The organism is candidate division WOR-3 bacterium (genome assembly GCA_016926475.1).
GTDB lineage: Bacteria > SDB-A > SDB-A > SDB-A > SDB-A > JAFGIG01.
Window position 1 is genome coordinate 1 of sequence record JAFGON010000031.1, and the last position, 25,250, is coordinate 25,250.

Here is a 25,250-nt window from a genome sequence, read left to right on the forward strand (position 1 = left end):
AGGTGGGAATATTCATCGATGGAAGACGCCATTGGCGGAGCGATGGATTTGGTTGGAAATATTTCAAGATGAGAATAATCCAGATAATAACAAAACTCGAAAAAGGCGGAGCTCAACTCACGGTTCTTGAGATAATGAGAAAAAAGAAAAACTCAATGTTGATAACCGGAAAAGATGGGGTTTTACTGCCAGAGGCGCTGAAAAGATTCAAAGGCAGAGTTTTCATCGCTAAAGACCTCGTAAGGAACGTCGATCCAATAAGAGATTTTCTCGCTTTAATACAGATTATGAAGACATTGAATAAACTAAAAAAAGAAAGAAGATGCCTTGTCCATACGAACAGTTCAAAAGCAGGTCTTTTAGGAAGATGGGCAAGTATCGTTCTGAATATTCCATGCGTTCACACCGTTCATGGATGGAGTTTTAATCCTCATCAAAAAAAAATATTTAGAAATTTGGCGATTATTCTGGAGAAGATCACCTCGTATTTCACTTCTCAAATTGTAGTTGTGACGACCCAAGACATCGAAAAAGGGCTTGAATTTAAAATTGGGAAAAAAGAGAAATATTCTCTTGCCAGGGCGGTGACGGATCTTGACCCTTTCAGAATAAGTCCTGTTGAAAACCTGAGAAAGAAACTCGGTTTCCCGGAAAATTGTCCGTTAGTCGGCAGTGTATCTAATTTCAAACCTCAAAAAGCACCTCTCGATTTCATAGAAACAGCAGAAAAAGTAGTCAAGAAGACAGAAAACGTGATCTTTTTCATCGCGGGAGGCGGACCTCTTCTCTCGAAATCCAAAAAACTCGCAAAAACCCTCGGAATAGAAGATAAAATCTTTTTTTTGGGATGGAGGGACGATATTCCCGATTTGATGAGAGTCATGGATGTGTTTTTGCTCGTTTCTCTGTGGGAGGGACTTCCGCAAGTAGTATTACAGGCAATGGCTGCCGGTAAACCCGTAGTCGTCACCGCTGTCGACGGATCAAAAGAAATTGTCATAAACGGTGTAAACGGTTTTTTGGTTCGACCCCAAAACCCTGAAGAAGCGGCTGAGAAAATCTTGAGTTTGATTAACGACGAACATCTCAGAGGTAGAATTGGAAGCCAAGCCTTTAAAACGGTCGAGAGGGGATTTTCGATTCAGGAGATGATGGAAGCTCTAGAAAATGTTTGGATAAAAGCGCAAACTCCCGCGAAAGAAATTAAGAGTTTCCTTTTCTGATGAAAAAAGGGAAAATTCCGTATCAAAAATTGCTCTTGGAACCTTTAACTTGGAGATAATAGTGGCTGATGAGAAAACAGAAAAATATCAGTGTACTCAGTGCGGGTCGACGGATTTTATAAAAGAGGAATTTAACCGCTTGAGATGTTCTCATTGTAAAACACTCTATAAAATAAATTTCGACAGCCGGAAGGAAGGCAAACCGAACGTTGTTATAAAAAAGGGAGCAAACGTCAGTTTCGGAAAAAATGCCAAAGTTTCGATAAAGGGAGGCATGCTTATAGAAGACGGCGCGAAAGTTGAATTTTTAGGAGAATTGGAGTTGATAGAAAAAGGAGATAAAACTTTAATTAAAAAAAATGAAAACAAATTGAATCGGAACTATTGACAGAACAAGATGAAGTTTTCAAAAGAAGGTTTGTTTTGTTGCCGTCTAATTAATTTTTTAAATAGCAAGGGGGAAGCACCGTGAAAACTTTTATAATCTCCTTGTCGATTCTATTTTGGATTAAGATTTCCGCCGTTGATTACCCTGACACATTCAAGTTCGTAGAAGTCCCGGATCCTCTTTCGGGGTCAAATCTGCCGCATCTTTTAATACCGAGACCCTGCCCTTTGGTCGGGGAGACTATTGTTAATTATCATTTCGGAAAAATTCAGGTCAGGTCGACCCAGATCGAAGGCATAAGTGGAAAACATGAATAATCGAGGTTCGACCCTTTCAACACGACAAAATCCGCGATAATTTTGAATCCTCAATCGCTTTGGAATTTGTATTCAATTTCTTCAAGACCTTTCAACAGTCCACAGAACCTTCTGAATTATTGCCCTTTGAGCGAACACAGATGGGACAGGCAGAATATCCAGCTTATCTGGGAGATTGACGAATACAAAATCTTGACTTTTGACGTTGTTACAGGAGTTTTAGATACTGTAATAGATTTCGAAATCGATCCTGCCTTGTCTACTCTCATAAATGCAGGGGACGTCTACAGGATAACTATGAACAACGAAGGGGAAACCTCCAGGGATAAAAGATACTGGGCGTTTATTCTGCAGGGAAATTCTTCGGTCGATTACAGACCGGGATACATTTTTACATGGGACAGAACACTCGATTCCGTTTTGGGTGTCTATGAAGTGTCAGCCCTGGAATCGGATATCGATTGGGCCGGAATGTCATGGCTTGGAAATTATGTGCTGATTGGAGATATGTCGGATAACACGGGAAATCTTGTCGGATTGACGAGTCCGACAAAGAATTCAGCTATTTTCACAGACTTGATTACACAAGGTCTCACGCTGATTTGGGGCTTGATGTTGAAGGCAATGAAGTCATCGTCATGCAGAACAACCGAACGGATTTCATAGACCTGATACCAATTGACACTCTGACTAAGCCTATTCTCGTCTCCGGGGGAAGCTACGCTGGAACAAACAGGACTCCGTTGATGATTCTCTTCTACAACAGCGGCTCGCCCCACGGGCTGAATTCAGGAGTTCATATTTCTTGCAACTACCCTGGTTTCGCAGTTGTCTCGACGACTATAGAGCCTTCTCTTGGGGAACAAAATTGGCTGTACAGGACGATTTCTCTTGTCAGATTAGACGAGCATGACGCCAGGGTTTTTTATCTTTTAAACTTTACAACACGACACAGGAATACTACGAGGAAACACACGCTGCGATTTCCGGCGATAGCGATGTAGCCCCGGGAGTTTATTTTATAACTTTCAATACAGGAATGTACGAAATTACTAAAAAAACGATTTCTTTGATTTGACGCGAAAAACCGATAAAATTACCTAAATTCTGGTTTCAATGGATTTTTGAAATGAGATTATTCTTCTTCTCCTGAAGTGATTGAAAACGAAGAATTTTCTTCGGCCTCGGCTATTCCGTCTTTTTTCCACTCGATTTCCAACTCAATTTTCTCTTTGTCCTTTTTCAATTCAGCTTCGAGTTCAAAACTTACTGTTCCTTCTGGGACAAGGGTGATGATTTCACCATTTTTTTCAATGATCACCTTTCCCGATTTTAGGGAATTGACCAAACTCTCAAGATGCTCCAAAACATTTTGAATTTCTCCCCTGGTCTTGATTTTGATCTCTTTCTTCGACATTTTTTCTCCTTTTTTTAAGCCATTGAAACCAGAATTTTTACTAGATTTTTGGGGTCAATTTTCGGGTAACTCTGTGGAGATACCAGTTGAGTGTCAATGATTTTTACACCCAGTTCTTCAATTTTATTTTTTTCAATTCTAAACGGATAAGACGCGTTTTGAGTGTCCAAAAGCACGAAATTTAAAACTCCGGCCACTCTTTTAGGGCAGATTTTTAAATACTCTGAGATGGTTTTGATCTGACTTAAAAGATCTAAACCCTTCATTTCGGGATCAACGTAAGTGTTTGGGACGTAGATTTTAGTGTTGGGGTTGGCTAAAATCGATTTTCCGACATCAAGAGGCAAGAAATTCGATATCAAGCTGGAATAAAAGCTTCCGAAGGGGTAACATATCAAGTCGGCGCTTTTTATCAGGTTAGAAATATCGGGTTTTATTTTTATTTCAAAGGGTTTCATGCCCTCGGGATCGCTTGAAAGATAAATTCTTTTAATGCGGGATTTGATTTTTGGCGTTTCTTTTCCGGTTATAAGGTGCTGACCGTAAAGAAAAGAGTGGTTTTGGAGTTCTGAGACAATATTTAGTGAATTTTGAACGACAGGTTTGACAATTCCTTTGACCCCGACCAACTTGGTGAATGTATAAAGAGTAGAATCTATGTTCCTGTCGCTGGAAAGATAACCTCCTGCCAAGACAATGTTACCGATGTTGGCTCCCCGGAAATCGAATTTACCAGATGTTTTTTTTAAAAATTTTTTGATGTAGGCCGAAATAATACTTTTCATCGGGTAATCGATGGAGAGAATCAAGTCATGTTCTCCTTCGGACATTTTTATGAGTATGTCTCTTGCGGCAGAGTTTTTAACGTTGCTTGAAAGCCTGTAGCTGAACAACGAGTAGATTCTTTTATTTGATTTTTCGGATGTATCGGCTAAAGCCATCAACCTGTTCCTTAAATCTCCAACTGAGAGAACCCCGAATTCCTTTCGGATTTTTGCAGAACTTCCTCCTGAATCGAACGGCGTTATTAAGTGAATGGAATTATGCGTGTATTTGACAAGGACTTTTGATGTGTCCCTCAGGGAACTGCCTCCGCTGAAAAAAAGAATTTTTGGACCGTATTCAGGAGATTTTTTGTATCTGGCGCACACCCAGGGATCTTTCAATTTCACCCTTTTCCTCAAAATGATTTTTGTTTTCATTTTCAACCTGAAATGGTTTTAAGAAAAAATTCCGAAGCGAAATCGAAGTCCGGTTTGCCGGTTGCTTCAAATACCCGGCTTTTTTCTAAAGTTCTCAAAAAAGATCTGTCTTGATCCGAATGATAATTACCAATATAAAAAAGACCCGGTGGTTTTAGAAATGACGGGTAAAGGTCAGGTCTGTTTTTCAATTCAATTCTTTCGATTTTTGTGTTCTCCGGCGATTTTCTTGACCAATTAAGTATTAGAAGATATTTTAATTTGCTTTCAAGTTTGAACTTTTCTTTTCCGAAAATGTCTTCGATAAACACGTCAAATTTTCTTTCTTCATTCCAAAGACTTTCTCTGTCCATGCTTTTATAATAATCCAACTCGCTTTTTATCAACATTTGCCTTAAATAAGGGTTGTTTACAATAGTACCGGGATTAATTCGGGGATATTTGGCGATTCCGTAGATCAAGGCTTCATCTCCCGCGTCTTTGCATAAAACTCTGTCGTTGCTTATGAAAGCAAGTCCTCTGGATACAAGCTGCAGAGCGAGAGTTGATTTACCTGTGCCTGAGAATCCTGATATGGCAATCCCTTTTCTGAAATGTGAGACAGCGGAAGAATGCAAAAGAATGCTTCCGGATTCGATCATTTTCTGAATAAACCTGTTGTTGATGTAGTTTATTATCTGATTCGAATTGTTCAGACAATCCCCTATAGCAAGGTTGATATTTCCCCCGAAAACGAAAACCATACCGGTTAAAATCTTTCTTACGCATCTGCCGTCAGTTAAATCATGGAATTCTTCTTTGATTTTATTTTTTCCTGGATCCGGTTGCTTTTTCTCGAAATTCAAGTTGAAAAACAATTCTCGGCTGTTGGCGATTTCAATAATTGTCGCCTTATCGCATTGTCGTGAAATAAAATTACTGTAGTATTTTTTTAAAAGGGTTAAAAGGTCTTGCGAATCTGTTTTTATAGAAAATTTCTGACCGCAAAAATTCAGGCAGATGGAATATTTCATCTGAAATTTATCGTTGAATTCTTCTTTAATGGACTCCACTGTCCAATTCAAATTATCCTCCGATTTTGTCAATCACGTATTGGGCGTACATTTTTGCCGCATTAATGTTAAGAGCTTGGAAAAGGCCTTTAAAACCACCGAAAGGAGACGCTTCAAAAACAAGTGGCCCTTCAGGCGTCACTGCGATATCAATGCAAGTGAAATCGAGTTCAAAAAGATCCTGAGCTTTTTTTGCCATGTCGATTATCTCCGAAGAAGGCTCAAATTTTTCATACCTGCCTCCAGAGAGGGTAGTTGTGTTCCATGAATTGTTTGTCCTCACTCTTGCGTAGGATCCAATGAAATTTCCGCCGAGGAAAACCACGCCTATGTCTTTTTGAGGGATTTCAACGAATTTCTGGATGTACATGATTGGATTTCCTTCATTTTGAAAATTCCGGATATTGCTTTCTATTTCGATATCATCATGAAAGATGACTTTCATGCCTCTCGCTTTCGAAGTAAACAATGGTTTGAAAACGGCTTTTTTATAGATTTTCACAGTTTCAAGCGCTTTTTTTGTGTCTTCCGTGATCACTGTAGCAGGAATTGGTATTCCACCTGTTTCTAACCTCAATGTGCCGCTTAGCCTGTCAAAGCAATTCATCATAGAATCAGGTTTTGAAAATATTCGAGTGCCTTTTTGATGTAGATACTTTAAGAGTTCAAGACGTTCTAAAGTATCTGAATTGTATTGAGGGCCGATTTTTTTTACTATTATCGCATCCAGATGGCTCAGGTCTAAATCTTCGCAGGAAAGGCTTCCGGATATGGAATCATAGTGTACCTGCGACATGTCTATAACTTTCCGGAAACCAGTTATTTTTTGGATTTCATCGGCCAAGATTTCAGTTGACCATGCGCCTGGGAGGCCAATAACCGCGATTTGATCTTTGATCATAAGGACAGAATCTCAACAGGGAAAATAAAATCCCCGTTTTTCTGTGAATCTGAAAGTTTCAATTTTTCCAATAAATATCTCGATCTCAGAAGCATCTCCTTCGCGAAGTCTTTTTCCAAAGCGAATCTGGTTGAAGTTATCAGGGATCTTGCTACGCCAATAGAAAGCCTTTGTTCAAACGTAGGGTCGTTTGCAGAACAGGCGAAAATCCTGACCTGTGAAAGAACGAAATTGTTTATTTCGTCGATTCTCGATCTCATCGAATTGTCGAAAATTGGAATTCTGAAATTAGACACCAAAAAAACTGACAAGTCCTGGACATAGTCACCGTATTTTGAACGGAAAAGGTCGACGAAAAATATCCTGTCTTCCGCTTGCCCGTACAAAATGTTGTCGGAATTGAAGTCTCCGTGCAGCAAAACGGAAAATGAGCATGTGAATTTTTTTTCTTCCAGACTCTTAAGTTGCAAAAGTAAGTTTTTTATAGGAATTTGTCTGATGTCGAGAACGCTGAGTTCCAATTCGTCGAATTCCGGATGAGCTCCTATTACGTCGTCAATTCTCGTCAACACTTGATTTATAAAATCAGATTTCGCAGGGGTATCTTTTTTTGTTTCTATCCAGACCGTTTTGATCTTGTCGCAGAGTCTTTTCACGGCTTTTTCAACTGTTTTGTCGTTTTCCGTGAATACCAATTGCTGAAAATTCATGGCGTCCAGATACTGAATCAGGAGGACGGCGTTGTTGTCTTTTTCCATAAAACCAAAGGTTTTAGGGACAAGGTCAGGAAATTTTTCTGACCAGATTTTCAGGTTGTAATCTTCTTTTTGGAGCTTATCCCTGTTCCCTTCTTTGTAAATTATGTTGTCGTTAGAATTTTCTTTTTTATTTGTCTTAATCCTCTCAATACGGCATCCAGATTTCGTCTCGACTCCGATATCTTCAAGAAAGACGATATCACACTTGGTCTTTTCTTTTAACATCGTAAAATCGTAAATTTTGAGCCTGGTTCCCGCAACAGAAGAAATTATAGCCTCTCCAATATTTTGAAAAGCGTCTCCTATCCTTTCAAGGTATCTTATGATTGTGTATAGAGCCAGATACTCTCTTGTCCTGTCCCCTGCTTTTTTGATTTTTTCAACCAATACCGTGAAATCTTCCTTGTACAAACCGTCCAAGATGAGTTCTGTTCGGCAGATTTTGATTGCGTTTTGAGTGTTTTTTGTGAAAAAACTTTTTTCAATAAGATCAATGGAGTTAAAAATCTCGTTGAAATACCTGTCAAAGTCTACATTCTGAAGGATGCTCTTTTCAAAAATATGAGAAGTTTGCTTAGAGATGCTCTCGCATAGATCGCCGATTCTTTCGAGGTTTGAAGCAATTGTATTCAGGGACATAATTGTCATAAGATCAGTTTCTTTAGTGCTTTTGCTTAAAGATGAATAGGCTTTTTTCAAAATTATATTCTTCAGATTGTCAACGTAATTACCGGGGGAAAGAATTCTGGAAGCGTCATTTTCATGCGGTGAAGAAAGGCATTCTTTTGTCGCGACTATCTGTTTTTTGACTTCGATAATCAGAAATTTTAAATTCTCTTCAAGGCTGAACTTCATACTATATGCATGTGTTTATGAACAGCTTGTCGCCTGGTTTATCGGTGTTTTTTTTCCAGCTGAATTTTACTGTCAGTTTGGATTTACCGTCCTTGACTTTCGATTTAATCTCGAGGTTGATCAAACCCTCGGGTTTAAGCAAGATTTCTTCTTTGCCTCTTTTGAAAACAAGTTCTCCTTTTTTGAACCCTTCTGTCAAAGTCGCCAGATGTTTTATTATGGATTCATTGTCGAGAAGAGATTCGTATTTGAAGTCATTTTTCTGAGACATAAAACCCCCCCTGCTAATTTAATCTGTTTGAGTATTCGTCTATAAGCGCGTCTTTATCAGAGCCAATTTCTTTTAATTTTTTTTGAATTTCTTTTGCGTACCATGCCGGTTGAAAGCCGACTTCTCTGTATAGTTTTTCTGGATCTCGAAGGTCTGAAGATTTGATTTTCTCACCTAAATGAGTGTCGTCGCCCATTGTGGCGAGAATTGGCTTTTTGTTCAAACCGGAATTTTTCTTTTTGATTACCGATATCAAAAATTCTGTAAACTCTCGGGACTGTGGGTTCCATATTTCGTAACCGTCGACGTCATAGTCGGCCAGAAGGATAGGCCAGAACTGTTCTGGATGCGGTACTATTACACAGCCTCCAAGTTTTCTGGTCTCTTCGATTATTTCCTGAACCCTGAAAAAATATCCTGTGTTGAAATTTTTTTTGACCTTTCTTTTCACTGCGCTCAGCAAAAGAAGGCTCTTGTTGATTAAGTTTATGGGGTAAGAATCTTTCTGAGCGATTATGAAATTTGACAGAAGCTTGTTTTTTTTTGAATCAGGGGGCAATTGGAATTCTTGCATCATTTTTTTGACTTTGAGAACCTGTTTTGAAACGAAATAAACAGTATCGGTATCTGTTCCGGTCTCTTTTGACGCTTCGTTTAAAAGGGCTGATTTTCTTGAATTCAATATGGAATCTATGAATTTATTTAATTGACTCGACCTGTAGTTGAAAGTGTGAGACAACATGTCTCTTAAAACACTGTAATTATCGAGCTTTGCATTCTTGAAGTGGAGTAGGAGCTGAACTTTTTTGTTGAATTCTTTCGCAAAGCAGTCGACTTCGACCCCTGAAAAATCGTCATAACTAAGTATCTGGTTGTGCTGGGTGGGGATTATCAACTCTTTTATCTTGTTGGGAAACATTTTTTGGATTCTTTTTTTTGCGATTTCTATCGGGACATTTTCCGGATGCCAGTGTATTGCCAGTACAGATCTCGTGTCTGTATATATCACAGGCGGGTTGATTATCTTTTCGATTTCTTCAGGTAAAAGCTCGAAGCGAATTATGTTTTGAAAAATTTCTATGTCTCTTTGTGTTAATTCATCATCGTTTTTTGCTGTTTTCATCAGTATCATAGAGCTCTCCTTTTTCATAAATAAAACCAGCTGTTTTTAAACGGAGAATTAAGTTTGTATTAAAGGAGTGTTAACGACAACATTTCTTTAAAATCAATATTTCTGTAGTTTCACCATAACTTCTCCAGGTAAAAGGAAGTGGTGGAATTTAAAATAACAACTTTTTTTTTGGTTTGAAAAATGTTTTAATCCATGAGCTTTAATAATAAGGATGAATATGAGAAAAACTTTGACTATATTTTCAGGAGAAATTTAATGGCTGATGTGTATTATCACAGAATATCTAACAATATAACAGATGGATTTATATCCTATATCTCACGTAAACTACTTGAAAAGATCGTATCTTCTGAGAATATCCAATTTTCGAAAAAAGTCCCCCTCAAAGTCCATTTCGGAGAAAAGGGAAACGCCACTTACAACAAACCTGCTTTCTATTCAGGTGTGATAGACTTTTTAAAGTCTAAGGGTTTAGAGACATGCTATATTGAGACAAACGTCCTGTACAGGGGAGAGAGGACGAGAAGAGACACCCACATACAACTCGCCCTCAAACACGGATTCAATCAGATCCCGGTGGTAATAGCCGACGGTGAAAAGGGGGAAGATTGGACAGAAATTCAAATCGGCAAAAAACGTTTCGATAAATGTAAAATCGGCAAAGAGTATTCAAAATACGATCAGTTTATAGTTTTGAGCCATTTTAAAGGTCACGTTTTAGCAGGATTCGGGGGAGCAATAAAAAATCTCGCCATGGGCTTCGCCTCAAGAGGAGGAAAGCTCGCTCAGCACTCCGGTTCTGTCCCCTGGCTCAATTTTTTCGAGTGTAAAAAGTGCGGGGTCTGTGCGCAAAACTGTCCTGAAAACGCTATCGTAATCGGTCTGTTCCCGAGAGTGAAAAGAAATAAATGCGTGGGTTGCGCCTCTTGTATAGCCGTTTGCCCGACTGGCGCGATGAAGATAAATTGGCTGAGTTCGACAGGAAGAAAATTTCTGGAAAATATGGCAGAATACGCCCTCGCGGCTCAACTCGGAAAAAAAATGATTTTTTTCAATTATGTCATCAACGTGACAAAACTTTGTGATTGCGTCTCAAAACCGCTAAAAAAAATAGCCGATGACGTAGGTGTTTTGGTTTCCACAGACCCGGTTGCGATAGACCAGGCAAGCCTCGATCTTCTGGAAAAGAGAAATGGGAGAAAAGTGTTCCGCAGGGGCAGGTATATACTGGGCTACGCCGAAGAGGTTGGTCTCGGAAAAAGAGAATACGAATTAAAAGACATCTCCTGAAAATTTAACCCAAAAACAGCTTCGAATATGAATTCAGGTTATTTCTGATGTTCAAAAACAGAAACCGAAGCTGGCGCCAACGAAGGGCACAAAATTGTTCTGGTTGAAAAGAGGCGTGAAGCCGACTCTCAAAAATTTACCGTTTTTGGGTTGATACCTGTATCCCAGAACACCTGTCCCGAGGACAATTGTTTTGGATGTTTCGATTTCTTCTCCGAAGAAATAATCCGTCCCATCGATTTCTATGTGCGTTGGAACTGCGCCCAGACCCAATTCGAGGCTGTGGTTTCCCTTCCCCGTAAGATAACTCGCCGTTAAAGGGAAAGACTGAAATTTGATCCAGCCGTCGATAAAGAGGAAGAAAGACGACATGCTCCAATTTGAGTATCCTGCTCTCAACGCCAAAGGCCTTATTGGTCTGAAATCGTAGTTGATCGAGTAAAAAATACCGGGGCCAAACAATTCAAAATAGACTGCGTTTTTCGAGAAAGGTTTTGCGGTCTGGGAAAGCAGAGTTCCCGACAAGATGGCAAAAACAAGAAAAGCAAGTGTAAGTTTCTTCATATAATCTCCAATCGCTTTAGAAATTAAGCCGAATTTCAAAACAGGCAGTTTTACTGCCGTAAAACAATTTTAACACGCAATGCGAAATAGTAAAGTTTTTTTGACTAAAAGTTCTAATATATAAGCATGGGATAAGAGTTTACAAATTTTTGGGAAAGGAAAGTTGATTAATATGGTATAATAACACTAATAAAATGAACTCTGACCGAGAAAATAAATGAATGAATATTTTGCGCTCCGACATGACGACGGCAAAAAGATATGCAAATGGTATGAAGTCTGCCCCATGAAAAGGTTTTATGAAAAGGGTAAACTCGACGGGAAATGGATTTTGTCATACTGCAAAGGAAGCTGGGGAAAATGCGTCCGTTACCAAATGGAAGAAAATGGAGAATACCATCCGGACTCCATGTTGCCCGACGGAACCATTGACGAAAACCTGATATAAAAAGAAAGAGGAAAAAATCCCACTGTTCATTATGACCATGTTTTTTGGAGGAAATCTTACTTGGGGTATACTCCAGGATTTTTGTCTGAACCTAGGGTTTGAGTGTAATTCCCCTTCAGAAGGTATAGTGATAATTTCTGTTTACGACAACTATTCATGCGACCCGGATTTGAGAACTTCATGGGGTTTTTCGACCATTGTCAGCACGGGAGAAGAATTGATTCTCTTCGACACAGGCGGAGATTCCCAGACGCTTCTCTTCAACATGATGAAAGTGGGAGTAAATCCTGGGTCTGTGACGAAGGTGTTTATATCACACATACACAGAGACCACATGGGCGGACTTGAAGGATTTTTGGATGCAAACAATAAAGTCACTGTCTATATTCCCTGTTCTTTTCCCGCAGAAATCAAAGAAATGATAACCAAAAAAGAGGCTCAATACATCGAAGTATCAGACCCTCAGGAAATATCAGACGGCGTTTTCACGACGGGAGTTCTTCCGGGTGATCCCTGTGAACAGTCGTTAATTATAGAAACAAGCCGAGGATCAATAATAATAACAGGTTGCGCTCATCCCGGAATTGTGGACATAGTCACCAAAGCCATTGAGATGACTGGGAACAAGCCCTTTTTGGTCTTGGGAGGGTTTCATTCTCCCCCTCTGGAAACCGTTCAAAGGTTCAGGGATATGGGGGTAAAAAAAGTCGCCCCCTCCCATTGTTCAGGGGATCGGATAAGGGATGCCTTCAGAGAAGAATACGGAGAACACTTCATAGAGTACGGTGTGGGAAAAATAATTCATTTATAGACAATAACGCGTATAATGTTTCTGAGGTTTTAAACAAATTAAAAAGGGAGGCAAAATGAGGTTTTTTTGTATTTTTGCTGGATTTTTTTCCGCAGCCAGCCTTTTCGCTGGAAACGGCGGATGGAACCATGGCCTTGAAACGAGGTTTGCGAATATAGTCAGCGTAAGCGAGGACTGCGACAATGTCGATCTTTTGCCGGCACGGCATTCTACAACGGGTCAGGTTTTGCCTGATAAAGATATTGAGATGGCTTCAAGCCCTTCCAGATACGCCCCGTTGTGGGGAAACGATCTGCTCGTATCGAACGGGTGGAACCTTGCCTCAAGAAGCAAAATAGCGTTCGACTACGGAAATGACAACTGCATCTACGCCGCCGCCATCCATGCGACGAGCACACCTACCGATTCGATAGTGTTTTTGAAATCTACTGATCTGGGACACACGTGGACACCATTTTTTGCACTGACAAACTATGCTGATTTTCTCCTGATGCAGGATTTCAGTTTCAGGGTCGACAGGAACGCTGTGTCAAACCCCAACATTTATATAGCTCTCACCGACTCCAATTACACCGAAAACCAGAGGGAGATGTGGTTTTTTATTCTCGACCAGTCGTCTTTAAATCTCATTCCCGTTTTTTTCGACCCCGACACTTCGTCTTATTTTGTTTCGCCGACGAACGTCGCGATGGACATCACGGACGATGCGACTCCGCAGATCTGGATTACCTACAACAGAATAACTACGGCGGTTGGTTGGACGAGTGTATTTTCGACTGACGGAGGGTCGTCCTGGGCAATACAAAATCACTCTGCATCATCTGGAGGCGGAGGGTGCGACGTTTGTGTGGGGCCTGACGATTACGTTTACATAACAACCGTATACACTGAAAGCAATTACGCACTGAGGATGAACAGAAGACAGTTTTCTGCATACGGGGATTATTTATACGTATCTCCGACGACATCCGAGGAGAGATATTTTCCTTCTGTCGCTTCCCACATGGAGGCTGCGTACGGTTCAAACGTCGTTCACGTTCTCTATCAGACAGGCAGTGGATCGGCTTCGAGAATAAAGAACTCGTACTCGACGGACGGCGGCACAAACTGGGCGCTGGACAATTCCTGGTCTCCGATAGGTGACGTCTATGCCGTCAGGCCTTTTGTCAGGTGCGGTTGGAACTGCGACCAGTTTATTGGCTTAGCGGCGAGGATGGACACGGATTCTCTTGCGACGGCATGGTCGTCTGATCAGACCTGGGGCAGCGCGGCATACGTAAATGATTACCAGATAACTGGTGAAATAACCGCCCGTGGTTTTGTCGTCGACTCGACTGGAAGACAAGTGATATACAGGGAATTTGGCTCTGACAACCTCTGGTACGACAGGTATGACATGACACTCGGTGTGGAGGAAGAAGTTCAGGGAACCGCGCAAATCATGAAGATTTCTGTTAAAGGTAAAAATATCGAAATCAATTTCAGTCTGAATGCCGAGCAAAAAGTCAGAATAGACTTGTACGACGTGACAGGAAGAAACGTCTTGAATATCTGCGACAGAGTTTTTCCCCAGGGAGAACATCATCTGGATTATGAAATGGGCTACCTTTCTGGTCCATACATAGTCAACTTCTCCCGTGGAAGCTTAACAACTTCAGAGAAAATTATTTTGTTCTGATTCAAAACATGCTACGCGGCTCCATCAAGGGAGCCGCGTAAATACAAAAATAATCCCTTTAGATCTTGTTTGAGAAAAATTAAAATTACTCTATTTCTCTCTCCATCCTCACCATTTCATATTGGAGCTTGAAGCCTGCTTTTTGGCACGCCCTGGCTATGTCTTCATCTGGAAAAGTCAGAATAAGCTCGTCTTTCGTCGAACTCAGATAGGAACCGATCGAATCTATCACAGAAGGCAAATCGAGGTGAGGTTCAAGAAGTATGAAAGGGGAACAACCTGGCAGGTCCGCTACCAGGCGGGTTATGCCTTTGATCGTCGATTCTCCTTCGACAAACAAAAGTGCGAATTTCCGGGGAGGAGAATGCTGTTCAACTATGTAATCCCACTCTGAAGGTAAAATTGCCCTGAGGGTTTCGCTCAGGTCTCCGATGGATAGAACCCTTGTCCGAGGTTTCTTGTCTTCGGATGCGGTTCTTCGGTGAAGGGGAGCGATGTACTGGAATAGGTCTCCGACTTCTTCAAAGTCGTGTTTTTTGTAAAGCTCAAGAGCCGCTTCGTTGCTCTTCTCGACTGCGAGGGTGATTTTGGAAAAAGACATTTTCTTGCTTGAGTTCAGAGCAATCTCAACGAGCCTGCTCGCTATGCCTTTTCTACGATACCTTCCTATTACGGCGATTCTATGAATGTGGGCTGATTCCTTGAAACTTACATGAGAGTAGGCGGCAAGTTTGCCGTCGAGCCTGACGGTCCAGAATTTGTCCTTGAGGTATTCTTCAAAAACACCTCGTGAAACAACAGGTTCTCTTGGAAAACATTCGCGGTCTACAGCTAAAAATTCTTCATATTTTATTTCTGAACCGAGAGCGATTTCAAATCTCAGCATGAATTGATCCAGTTTTTATCATGGGCGTTTTCATAGTCAATGAATTGTAATACAATCTATGGTTTTCTTCCACCTATAAAGACTCCACCGATAAAAGCCGAAGGGGTATATTAAATCAAAATTATGAAATAATCTCAGAGGCTTGGGAGTATAACCCAATAAAAAGGAGGAAAAATGAAAAGACTGCTCGCCGCTGTTATCGCGATTTGGGCGATAGCTTCCTGCAAGAACCCACAATTGGCGGGTGACAGAACCGTCAGGGTTGAAAGCCCTGCAATTGAAGTCGTCTTTGTCCTGGACGCTACCGGGAGCATGACAGGCCTGATTGAGGGTGCAAAACAAAAAATCTGGTCGATAGCAAATGAAATTCTCGAAGGTGATCCCGTTCCAGATGTCAGAATAGGACTTGTTGTATACAGAGACAGAGGGGATGAGTTCATAGTCAAAAAATACGATATAACGGACGACATAGATAAAATTTACGTCGACCTGACATCTGTGAGAGCTGACGGAGGAGGGGATTTTGAAGAAGATGTCAACCAGGCTCTTTCATGGGCTGTGGACAGCATGTCTTGGTCGGATTCGGAGAATGTTTTGAGGCTTGTGTTTCTCGTAGGCGACGCTCCTCCTCATATGGACTACAACGAAAAGGAATACAGAGAAATCTGCAAGGACGCTCTCGAGAATGAAATTATAATCAACACGGTGAGATGCGGCACGGAAGAAAACACGCGCAAGGTTTGGGAAGAGATTGCGCATCTTGCCGAAGGAACCTATACTTCGATAGGATACGAGGCGTCACAGACTATAGCGACGCCTTACGACGAAGAGATAGCGGGTCTAAGCAGAGATTTGTACGGCACCGTTCTGATCTACGGAAAAACAGATGATGTCTCCATGGCAGAAGCCACTCTCGGAGCAAGCGAGGAGATAGCGGCTGGCTCTCCTTCTACCGCTGCCGACAGAGCTGTTTTTGCTTATTCGAAAGCTTCTTCCGGTTATGGGTTTGTGTCGGGAGATTTGGTCAGCGAAATTATTGAAGGAAATATTGATTTAAACGAAGTCGAAGAAGATGAAATGCCTGATCTTTTAAAAGATATGTCTATGGATCAAAGGGTCGCTTACATCGACAGCCTTAGAGTTGAAAGGGATAAAATCACGCAGAGGATGGCAGAATTGACCAGAATGAGAGATGATTATATCATGGAAAATTCCGGTGAAGTAAAGGATGCTTTCGACATCTTTGTCGTGGAGACATTGAAGAAACAAGCCGAAATAATCGGCGTCAGTTATTGAGGTGAAAAATGAAAATGTTTTTATTGCTCATACTCTCCCTTTTCGCTTCGTTGTTAAAAGCGGACGGTTTCATCATAGTACCCCCGGAACCGTATCTACCGAATCCGATTCAGGTAGAAGTAAAGTATCATCATGTGGACATTGAGCTGGATCACCAGTTCGCCCAGGTTCACATCGACCAGGAATTTTACAATCCTAACAACCGGGAAGTGGAAGGAAGATACATCTTTCCGATACCTGAAGAGGCTGCTGTATCGGATTTTGTACTGTGGATAGAAGGGGAAAAAGTTCATGGTGAAATCAAAGACGCCGAAGAAGCCATGCGGATATACCAGGATATCGTCCTGAGAATGATAGATCCGGCGATTCTCAGATATGCCGGTCAGGATATGTTTGAGGCGAGAATATACCCTTTTCCCGCAAAAGGGTCAAGAAGGTCCGAGCTCGATTACCAGCAACTCGTCAGAAAGGACGGAAATCTATACAGGTTTATTTACCCTCTTTCTACCGAGAGGTTCTCTTCAAAAAACCTTGAAAGCGCGGTCATAAGGATAGACCTTGAAACCGACAAACCTATCAAAAACATCTATTCTCCTTCCCATCTGATAGACGTCAGCTACATAGATTCGAAACACGCAGAGATTACATGGGAAGAAAGGGACGTTAAACCAGACAAGGATTTCATACTCTATTATTCTTTGAACGAAGAAGAAGTGGACCTGTCGGTGATAACATATAAACCCAAAAGAGGAGACGACGGATATTTTATTCTTCTCGGCTCGGTGGGAAGCGGTGAAGTTCAAGCTACCCCCAAAGACATAGTTTTCGTAGTCGACCGTTCAGGATCGATGAGGGGCGAGAGGATTGAAATGGTAATTGACGCTTTAGAATACTGCGTTGACAACCTAAACCCCGATGACAGGTTCAACATTATAACCTTTTCATCGAGGACAGAAACACTTTTCGAAGACCTTTCGAGAGCTTCAAGGGTCAACGTCGGCGACGCAGAAGATTTTATAGAGGACATAGTCGCAAGAGGAGGCACAAATATCGGGAGTGCGTTGGACCTGGCATTCGATCAGGATTTCAACGGTGACAGGCCATCTTTCATAGTTTTTTTGACTGACGGGTATCCGACAGTTGGCGAGATGGACTTGGGTAAAATTGTAGAGAAAGTCGAAGGTTTCGACGATGCCAAAATGTTCGTCTTCGGGATAGGCAAGGACGAAATCAACGCGATCTTGCTCGACGCGATGTCCGAAGCCGGCAGAGGACTCGTGGAATACGTAAAAGACGGCGATACTCTGGACGTCATAATAAGCTCTTTCTACGACAAGATTTCCCATCCTGTCTTGACAGACATATCAGTCAACTTTGGAACGGCAGGCGCTTACGATATCGTTCCACGGACTCTGCCCGATATTTTTGAAGGTCAACAGCTCATCATTACCGGAAGATACAGAAACGGAGGGGATTCGAGGATTTATCTGACGGGAGAAAGAGGCGGCGACAAGCAGGAATTCATTTTCACAGCGGATTTCACCGAATACGACAGGGACCTCGATTTTATCGGCCGCTACTGGGCGATGAGACAGGTAGGAACGCTTCTCAGGGAAATCAGGTTGAACGGTGAAAATCCCGAACTTGTGAGCGACATAAAAGCTATAGCCCTTGAGTTCGGAATTGTCACGCCCTACACTTCCTACCTTGTCACCGAGACAGAAGAAATGCTCGCCGGAGGAGATTTTGACGACATCAGGACCATGTCCTCTGAAGAGCTGATGAGAGACGGTTCGCTTGCTCCCGCAATGGGCGAAAAAAGCGCCTCCGGTGGTTTCGCGGTGGATGTCTCGAGCACAATAGACAGAATGGCAGAGGGGCGGGTTCAGGAAGTCGTGCACAACCCCGTTATAAATTACATAAACGGAGTTACATTCGTTAAAGAAGGCAATGTGTGGAGGCAAAACGGTTATGAAGGCCAGACAGTTGAAAAAATAGTTTTTGGAAGCGATGAATTCTTCAAACTTCTGTCTGAAAGTCCTGAGGCAGGTGATTTCATGTCTCTTGGAGACGTGATTTTCAAAATTGGTGACGCCTGGTTTGAGCTGACACGCTGATCAGGCGGAAACGATCATAGAAAGGCGGTCCCCGGACCGCCTTTTTTTATTTTCATCACAATGATTTGAGTATATCATTATTGCATCTGCGGAAAATGATCCGCCGTCACTTCCTTTGGGAAAGGAACAGATGGAAGACATCGGCGATATCGAAAAAAATCTCGAATCCTGTTCAGACGACGATGAAAGAGTTTCTGTTCTCCTTGAAATGTCCGAAAAATGGCGAAATAAAAACATCGAAAAATCGTTATTTTTCTCTGAAAAGGCTCTGTCAATTGCAGAGAATAACGGCGACAAAAGGCAGATTGCCAAATCTGTTTTTTACGTGGGCACAGGAAAGGCTCTTTGCGGAAAACTCCGAGAATCCGTGATCTTGTTTGAAAAAGCCCTCGAAATCGCCGAAGAGATAGGCGATGAGGGGCTTAAAGCGTCTTTGTGTAGTAGTGTCGGCCTGAACAGGTATTACCTGGGAGACTACGCCTTAGCACTTGAAAAACTCGAGAAAGCCGTGACATTTTCGAAAGAAACCGGAAATGAAATTGTCTTAGCTCAGGCTTTGAGCAACCTCGCTCTTGTTTACGATAAAATCGGAAAGCCTGAAAAATCGCTGGAACTGCTTCTGGAGAGCTTGCGGATTGAAGAAAGCCTGGAAAAGAATTTCGTAAAAATTGCCGATACACTCGGCAATATCGGCACAATATACAAAAGTATATCTGACATTGAAAAAGCTTTTGAGTTCTACGAAAAAAGCCTGATTCTATATATAAGAGCGAGAGATAAAAAGGGGATGGCGGGGGCAATGTCAAACATGGCGAGTGTTTTCGAAGAAAAAGGAAGTGTTGAAAAGGCTCAGAAGTATTACTCAAAAGCGTTGAAATTAGCCCGTGAAGTTGACCACAGGGAATTTGAATCTAAAATACTCAACAACCTGGGTTTTCTTTTTTTCAATAAGAAAATTTTCGCAAAATCGCTCGAATATTATTACGAAGCTTTGAAAATAGCCGAAGAAACTTCAAACAAGAGCTCTGAAGCGAACTATCTTAACAACATTGCCAACGTTTTCAAGGAAACCGGTGAAATCGAGAAAGCCAGAAGCCATGCCGAAAAGGCATTGTCAATTGCAGAGGAAATATCGGACGTGAGACTTGAATCCGAAATACTCAAAAATCTGTCTGCTCTCTTGAACGATAAAGGAGACCACAGAAGGGCTTACGAGTTGTTGAAAAAAGCCGTTCAAATCAGCGATTCTCTTTACGAGGATAGTATCGCAAAAAAGATAACGGACCTTGAAATCAGATTTGAGGTGGAAAAAAGGGAAAGGGAGGCAGAAATTGCCGGAACGAGAGCGGAAATATTCAGGTTGAAAAATACCGAACTGAATGAATTGCTTGTTAACCTCGAAATTGAAAAAAGCAAAACAGAATCACTTCTGGAGGTCGTCCTGCCCAGAGAGGTTATTGAAGACCTGAAGAAAGGAAAGATGGCAGGATACCGGAAATTTGAAGGGGTTACAGTGTTTTATTCAGATATAGCGGAATTTACCCGTATCTCTTCGGAGTTGACCCCGGATGTGCTGATCGATGAACTGAACGATATGTTTTCCGCTTTCGACCTGATCCTTGAAAAACACGGAATAGAAAGGATCATGACGATCGGAGACGCCTGCCTTGCAGCATCGGGTCTGTTCGGTGAAAATCAATTCGACCCAGGCAGGATCGTCGCCGCCGCCGTAGAATGCCAAAAATACACAGCCGAAAGAAACAACCAGGCACGAATACCGTGGTTAGTCAGAATAGGGATCCACACGGGTGGAGTATTGGGCGGAGTCATGGGAGGCAAGAGGTATATCTTCGACATCATGGGTGAGGGTGTGGATGTAGCCAAATTCATTGAAACTTCGGTTGAGCCGTCCGAGATAGGTCTGTCGGAGAAAACCGTGTCGTACTTAAAAGACATTTACACCTTTTCGGAGCCTGAGACGTTGGATATTCCAGGATACGAAAAAGTAAAAGTTATGACTATAGTGAACGAGTATACATGAACAGCTCGCGGAAAACGGAAGATTTAGTCCACCATCACCTAAAAGAAGCCAAAAGTAATTGCAGATCGGATCCGGATAAAACGCTGATGCATGCGTTGGAGGCGTTGAAGCTTTCTTTGAAAAAGCCTGCCGGCGTTGAAAAAATAACCGCTCTCAATTTAGTCGGTATGGGTCTGGCGTTAAAACTCGAATATTTAAAAGCTTTGAAATGTTTTAAAAAAGCGCTTGAAGAAAACGATAAGCACGGAGACAGGAAAAGATCGTGTTCTATATGCAACAACATAGGACTGGCTCTTGTAGACTCCTTCAAATACGAAGAAGCTTTCGTTTACTTCGAAAAGGCAAGGGAAACAGCCCATGAAATGGGACTGAAAAAACAGCTTGCGATTGTATACCAGAACATTGCCCGGTTGTTTCTTGTTTCCGGAGATTATGACCAAGCGATACAATTCCTTTTTAAAGGACTTGACCAGGCAGAAAATGATTTTGCTTTAGTAGCGGAGATAAGAGTCAGCATCGGAGAATTGTATTTCAGGATGAAGGACTGGAAGAAAGCGTTGGAGTTTCATAGTGCAGCACTCGATGTTTTCGAAAGAACCGGCGATGCGATAGGAACCGCCGGGCAATACAACAATTTGGCTCTCGTTTTTGAAGCCCAAGGAAAAGAGCGACAGGCAATAGAACATTTACAAAAAGCCCTTGAAATGGCAGAAGAAATTAAACACTTGGAATTCATTTCCATAATGACGACGAACATGGCTAGGCTTTATTCAAAGACAGGAGACGATGAAAACGAAAAAATGTTTCTAGAGAGAACTTTGAGAGAAAACGAGGAATTGAACAACACTGAAAATCTGGCTGTAATCCACAGAAGCTTCGGCGATTATTACCTGAAAACGGGTGATTTAACTAAAGCCCTTGATAGTTATAGCTTATCTCGCGAAATGTCCATGATGGTCCGGAATAAGTCAACACTGATGGACAGCGAGAAATCCCTTGCGGATTACTATTCAGCCGTCGAGGATTTCGGTATGGCGTATATTCATTTGGATAAATATATGTCGTTAAAATCCGAGCTTTTTCAGGAGAAAATAACAGAAAAAGTACGTGAAACGCAGGTAAGGTTCCTCGTCGAGCGAAAACAAAAAGATATTGAACAAGCTAAAGCGGAAGCAAATTTTTTTGAGCAGAAAAACAAAGAACTCGAATCTGCCAGACATAAATTTGAAACCGAGAAAGCTAAATCCGACTCGCTTGTCTTAAGCATATTACCCTCTGTCGTCGCTTACGAGCTCAAGGAGAAGGGTGAGTTTAAACCGAGAATATACGACGAAGTTACGGTATGCATGATCGAGTTTCCGGAATTGGCAAAATTGCTGAAAAAAGAGGATTTTTCTTCCGTTCTCGAAGAACTTAACGGCATCTACTCGGTATTTGACATGAAGTTTGATCTGATGAACTGTGAAAAGATTAAAACATTCGAAAACAAGTACATAGCCGTAAGCGGAATGCCTTTGCCGGATGAAAACCATACTTTCAACATGGTGCGAGTCGCTGTAGAAAACGCAAGATACATGAAGGATAGAGCCCAAAGAGGAGGATTTAATTGGGCGGTTAAAGCCGGTATTCATTCGGGAAAAGTTATAGGGGGAATTGTCGGCAAGAGGAAATACCTCTACGACATATTCGGAGATACCGTAAACAAGGCGGCGAGAATTCTGGAGGCCTCGGGACCCGATAGAATAAGTCTGTCCGAGACGGCATTTTTCCGTGTTAAAAACAACGTCAAATCATTTGAGGTGGCTGAAAAAAGCTTGAAGGGAATTGGAAGAACAAAAATATACTCTTTTAGCGAGTCCGACTGGTATGAATGAAGAAAAAAACAATAGTCCGGGTGTCGAAAGAATGCTTGACACAGCCACTTCAAAACTCGACGAAGACCCGATCTTGGCTCTTGAGATTGCGGAAAAAGCCCTAAAGGAAGCCCGGATACAGAATTTAACTGACGCTGAAAAAATGGCTCTCCGAATGCGCGCGAGAATTTTGGCTAGGATAGGTAATTACAGCAAAGCGATTGAACGTTATGAGGAAAACAGCATCCTTTTCAAGGACGACAAAAAGGTTCTGTCGGAAACTTACAAAGACATAGGTCTGGTCCTTTACTATGTTAGCGATTATGACAGAGCTTTGAAGGAACTCGACAAATCGATGAAATTAGCCCAAGAACTTGGCGATGCAACCATTGTAGCTCAGGTCAACAACAACAAAGGAATCGTGCTTACCGCGCTGGGAAGATACGATGAATCTATTGCAATGCTCGAACTATCTCTTGCCCAGAAAAACGGCATTCGAAACTATCCCGAAGTGAGTATCGCAAACACTTTAGCCAGCATAGGCGATTTGTATGACAAAAAGAATGAAATTTACAAGGCGTTCGACTATTTTGAAAAAGCCCTCAGATTGTACAGGAAAAACAAACCCGGAGTGGCGGCTCAACTTTGCAACATAGGTAATTGTCTGAAAAGCATCGGTAAGAAAGACGAAGCTGTAAAACATTACGAAGAGGCGCTGGAGATTGTTCGAACGATTAAGCACAGGGAATTCGAGGCGAACATTCTTTACAACCTGGCAAACGCAATCGCAGTACTCGGTGATATAAAAAAGGCTAAGAAGTGTTTTGGGGAATCACTGAAGATAAACAACGAACTTGGAGATCCGCAAGCCGTGGCGAATATCAAGCTTGAATTTTCATCGATTAAGACAAAGGAGAGAAAATTTGACGAATCTATTTCTCTTTTGAAGGAAGCTCAAGAGATTGCAGAAAAAATCCGGGAATCTCCGCTTTCAATGAAGATATGCGAAGAACTTGCTAATGTGTACGAAATGAAAAAAGATTACTAAAGATCTCTGGAATATTACAGGAAATACAAAAACATCAAAGAACGTATCCGAGGCCGACCATCATAGAAGTTGTCTTGTTTTTCTGGTCGATCAAAAAAGGAAGTTCATTTTCTTGATCATGAACGGGTTTCAGGCCCAGGGTGTGCCTTATGTCTATTGAAAGGATCCATTTTCTGAAATCGAGGACGACGATATCCATCTGAGCTCCGATGGTCAATCCGAAATCAGAAGATTTCACTTTGCCGTTGAGGAGATACTCTATGTCTTCGGTGACGGGATGTGTTCCGATAGGAAAATTGCTGACTCCGCCGGCAAAAAACGAATAATAAGGTCCGGCGAGAAGGTTGTATTTCAGTGTGCCCCTGTCTAAGATCTTTAATTTAACCAGCAGAGGGCATTCGATATAATAAATGCACACTGATTTTTTGTATTTCGTAAAACCGATAAGGTAAGTGTTCTCTTTGCCTTTTGAAGTGAAGTTGAATTCAGGCTGAAAAGACAAAAAATCGTTTACCGTTATGTTGACAAAAGAACCGACGTAAAAACCACGTCTCGTTCCGTCATCGCTGAGCTGTCCTCCATAAAGACTCGAGACGTTTAAGCCAGTCTTGATTCCGGTTATTATCCCAGCCCAAGTAAAATTCGCTGAAAAAGCAAAGAAAATAAATAATGACAATGTTTTTTTCATTTTTTTTATAGTCAAGGAATTAGGAGATATTAACAGCAAAACCTGGGAATGTAAAACTGAATTTAGTTTAATTTAGAGTCAAGCTCATTGTAGTTGATGTTTTTGATCTCGAAAGCTCTTCTCCATGGAATTTTCTCTTTTTTTCAACCGAAAAACCCAAACTCTTGTAGAGTTTTATCGCTCTTGTCAGCTTTTCGTCAGTCAGCAGAAAAATTATCTTCCCGTTTCTCTCCTTAACCTTCTTTATTGCTTCTGCAACGAGTTTTTTCCCCGCTTGTCTGTTCTGTTTTTTTTCTGTGACAGCAAGTTTTGAAAGCTCGTATTCATCTTTTGAAATTTCTGAAACAGCGCATGTCCCTACTATTTCTCCATTGATAAGCGCGAAAAGAATGAATCCGTTTTTTGACAAAATATACTTTTCTGGATTGTTTAGTATTTCCTCGTCGTATTTTTCAATTTCGAAAAATTTGGCGAGCCATTCATAGTTGAAATCCCTGAAATACTTTTTTAACTCAGATGTGTATTCTATTATCGCCACTGCATCGTATTGAATTTTCTTTATATTTGATATGACTCTTTCCGCCATTCCTTTCTTTTGGAGTGATTTTTCCATTTTCAGAAGAGCTTCTATAAAATCACAGTCGACCTCATCGAAAAGTTCGAGAACGGCGTTTTCAAAAGCTTTCCATAATGGTTCGAGAACTGGTATAAGAGTTCTGCCTTTATCGGATAGCTTTATTAAATGTTTTCTGGCGTCGTATTCATCTTTCAAGGAAATCACCATGCCCTTTTTTGCCATAGATCGCACAATTTTAATCACGTTCGGGTGAGTGAAATGGAGAGAATTGGATATGTCTGTAATCGATAGAGGGCCGTCGGATTTGTAAAGTGCGTAAAAAACAGGAAACCATTTGGTTTTGAATTGGATACCCTGATTTCTATAGACCATCTCGCCATCTTTTACAAGTATGTCGAGAAATCTTTTTGTTCTGCTCGCTATTGCTGAAGGTCCCA

25 protein-coding genes are annotated in these 25,250 nt (G+C 41.4%); 14 read left to right on the top strand and 11 right to left on the bottom strand.

All coding sequences use genetic code 11. The annotated features are described in order from the left end of the window. From JXA84_03140 to JXA84_03160, 5 genes are all read left to right on the top strand, one after another. Positions 1-1,223, top strand: a 1,223-nt coding sequence (locus JXA84_03140; GenBank protein MBN1150199.1) for a glycosyltransferase family 4 protein, incomplete at its 5' end; no start/stop codon positions are given. 61 nt (positions 1,224-1,284) lie between these two features. Continuing rightward, the gene (locus JXA84_03145) at positions 1,285-1,611 is read left to right on the top strand and encodes a hypothetical protein (GenBank protein ID MBN1150200.1); all 327 of its coding nucleotides are present in this window, start codon (positions 1,285-1,287) and stop codon (positions 1,609-1,611) included. A gap of 80 nt (positions 1,612-1,691) precedes the next feature. Then, on the top strand, positions 1,692-1,928 hold the full coding sequence (locus tag JXA84_03150; protein MBN1150201.1) for a hypothetical protein: 237 nt from the start codon (positions 1,692-1,694) through the stop codon (positions 1,926-1,928). 66 nt (positions 1,929-1,994) lie between these two features. Continuing rightward, on the top strand, positions 1,995-2,594 hold the full coding sequence (locus JXA84_03155; protein MBN1150202.1) for a hypothetical protein: 600 nt from the start codon (positions 1,995-1,997) through the stop codon (positions 2,592-2,594). Continuing rightward, complete coding sequence (locus JXA84_03160) at positions 2,567-2,932, top strand: hypothetical protein (GenBank protein MBN1150203.1); 366 nt, start codon at positions 2,567-2,569, stop codon at positions 2,930-2,932. The genes JXA84_03155 and JXA84_03160 overlap by 28 nt, the downstream gene beginning before the upstream one ends. A gap of 131 nt (positions 2,933-3,063) precedes the next feature. On the opposite strand, the gene JXA84_03165 is transcribed toward JXA84_03160, so the two are convergent. From JXA84_03165 to JXA84_03195, 7 genes are read right to left on the bottom strand one after another with little or no spacing between them, the layout of a single operon-like run. Then, positions 3,064-3,345 carry an amphi-Trp domain-containing protein gene (locus JXA84_03165; GenBank protein ID MBN1150204.1) on the bottom strand — a complete coding sequence of 94 codons (282 nt, stop codon included), beginning with the start codon at positions 3,343-3,345 and terminating at the stop codon, positions 3,064-3,066. Between the two features lie 14 nt (positions 3,346-3,359). Then, complete coding sequence (locus JXA84_03170; GenBank protein MBN1150205.1) at positions 3,360-4,547, bottom strand: GAK system CofD-like protein; 1,188 nt, start codon at positions 4,545-4,547, stop codon at positions 3,360-3,362. 2 nt (positions 4,548-4,549) lie between these two features. Then, positions 4,550-5,611, bottom strand: a complete 1,062-nt coding sequence (locus JXA84_03175) for an HprK-related kinase B (protein MBN1150206.1) — start codon at positions 5,609-5,611, stop codon at positions 4,550-4,552. Between the two features lies 1 nt (position 5,612). Next, positions 5,613-6,500 carry a GAK system ATP-grasp enzyme gene (locus JXA84_03180; protein MBN1150207.1) on the bottom strand — a complete coding sequence of 296 codons (888 nt, stop codon included), beginning with the start codon at positions 6,498-6,500 and terminating at the stop codon, positions 5,613-5,615. Beyond that, complete coding sequence (locus JXA84_03185; GenBank protein MBN1150208.1) at positions 6,497-8,113, bottom strand: phosphotransferase; 1,617 nt, start codon at positions 8,111-8,113, stop codon at positions 6,497-6,499. Before JXA84_03185 ends, JXA84_03180 begins: the two co-directional genes overlap by 4 nt. Position 8,114: 1 nt before the next feature. Then, positions 8,115-8,384 carry an amphi-Trp domain-containing protein gene (locus JXA84_03190; GenBank protein MBN1150209.1) on the bottom strand — a complete coding sequence of 90 codons (270 nt, stop codon included), beginning with the start codon at positions 8,382-8,384 and terminating at the stop codon, positions 8,115-8,117. Between the two features lie 13 nt (positions 8,385-8,397). Then, a complete protein-coding gene (locus JXA84_03195; GenBank protein ID MBN1150210.1) occupies positions 8,398-9,534 on the bottom strand; it encodes a hypothetical protein in 1,137 nt (378 codons plus the stop codon). Between the two features lie 237 nt (positions 9,535-9,771). On the opposite strand from JXA84_03195, the gene JXA84_03200 reads away from it, so the two are divergent. Beyond that, positions 9,772-10,806: a DUF362 domain-containing protein gene (locus JXA84_03200; protein ID MBN1150211.1), complete on the top strand. Its 1,035-nt coding sequence runs from the start codon at positions 9,772-9,774 to the stop codon at positions 10,804-10,806. 51 nt (positions 10,807-10,857) lie between these two features. Here the strand turns inward: JXA84_03200 and JXA84_03205 are convergent, their stop codons facing one another. Further along, positions 10,858-11,370 carry a hypothetical protein gene (locus tag JXA84_03205; GenBank protein ID MBN1150212.1) on the bottom strand — a complete coding sequence of 171 codons (513 nt, stop codon included), beginning with the start codon at positions 11,368-11,370 and terminating at the stop codon, positions 10,858-10,860. Between the two features lie 217 nt (positions 11,371-11,587). On the opposite strand from JXA84_03205, the gene JXA84_03210 reads away from it, so the two are divergent. The 3 genes from JXA84_03210 to JXA84_03220 all read left to right on the top strand — a co-directional run bounded on the left by JXA84_03210 (position 11,588) and on the right by JXA84_03220 (position 14,307). Further along, entirely contained in the window at positions 11,588-11,818 is a 231-nt protein-coding gene (locus JXA84_03210) for a uracil-DNA glycosylase (GenBank protein ID MBN1150213.1), read from the top strand. Positions 11,819-11,945: 127 nt separating this feature from the next. Next, a complete protein-coding gene (locus tag JXA84_03215; GenBank protein ID MBN1150214.1) occupies positions 11,946-12,629 on the top strand; it encodes an MBL fold metallo-hydrolase in 684 nt (227 codons plus the stop codon). 55 nt (positions 12,630-12,684) lie between these two features. After that, complete coding sequence (locus JXA84_03220) at positions 12,685-14,307, top strand: hypothetical protein (GenBank protein MBN1150215.1); 1,623 nt, start codon at positions 12,685-12,687, stop codon at positions 14,305-14,307. Between the two features lie 85 nt (positions 14,308-14,392). On the opposite strand, the gene JXA84_03225 is transcribed toward JXA84_03220, so the two are convergent. Beyond that, positions 14,393-15,193, bottom strand: coding sequence for a GNAT family N-acetyltransferase (locus JXA84_03225; protein ID MBN1150216.1), 801 nt, complete (start codon positions 15,191-15,193; stop codon positions 14,393-14,395). Between the two features lie 174 nt (positions 15,194-15,367). On the opposite strand from JXA84_03225, the gene JXA84_03230 reads away from it, so the two are divergent. The 5 genes from JXA84_03230 to JXA84_03250 all read left to right on the top strand — a co-directional run bounded on the left by JXA84_03230 (position 15,368) and on the right by JXA84_03250 (position 23,548). After that, positions 15,368-16,489 (top strand): VWA domain-containing protein, encoded by a 1,122-nt coding sequence (locus JXA84_03230; protein ID MBN1150217.1) that lies wholly within the window; start codon positions 15,368-15,370, stop codon positions 16,487-16,489. An 8-nt stretch (positions 16,490-16,497) separates the two neighbouring features. Next, positions 16,498-18,606, top strand: a complete 2,109-nt coding sequence (locus JXA84_03235; protein MBN1150218.1) for a VWA domain-containing protein — start codon at positions 16,498-16,500, stop codon at positions 18,604-18,606. Positions 18,607-18,736: 130 nt separating this feature from the next. Next, positions 18,737-20,647, top strand: a complete 1,911-nt coding sequence (locus tag JXA84_03240; protein MBN1150219.1) for a tetratricopeptide repeat protein — start codon at positions 18,737-18,739, stop codon at positions 20,645-20,647. After that, positions 20,644-22,521, top strand: coding sequence for a tetratricopeptide repeat protein (locus JXA84_03245; protein MBN1150220.1), 1,878 nt, complete (start codon positions 20,644-20,646; stop codon positions 22,519-22,521). The genes JXA84_03240 and JXA84_03245 overlap by 4 nt, the downstream gene beginning before the upstream one ends. Further along, entirely contained in the window at positions 22,514-23,548 is a 1,035-nt protein-coding gene (locus tag JXA84_03250) for a tetratricopeptide repeat protein (GenBank protein MBN1150221.1), read from the top strand. Before JXA84_03245 ends, JXA84_03250 begins: the two co-directional genes overlap by 8 nt. 34 nt (positions 23,549-23,582) lie before the next feature. Here the strand turns inward: JXA84_03250 and JXA84_03255 are convergent, their stop codons facing one another. Together JXA84_03255 and JXA84_03260 are read right to left on the bottom strand one after the other, a co-directional pair. Beyond that, positions 23,583-24,236 (bottom strand): PorT family protein, encoded by a 654-nt coding sequence (locus JXA84_03255; GenBank protein MBN1150222.1) that lies wholly within the window; start codon positions 24,234-24,236, stop codon positions 23,583-23,585. 67 nt (positions 24,237-24,303) lie between these two features. Continuing rightward, positions 24,304-25,250: MarR family transcriptional regulator (locus JXA84_03260; protein MBN1150223.1), on the bottom strand; the 947-nt coding region annotated here is incomplete at its 5' end.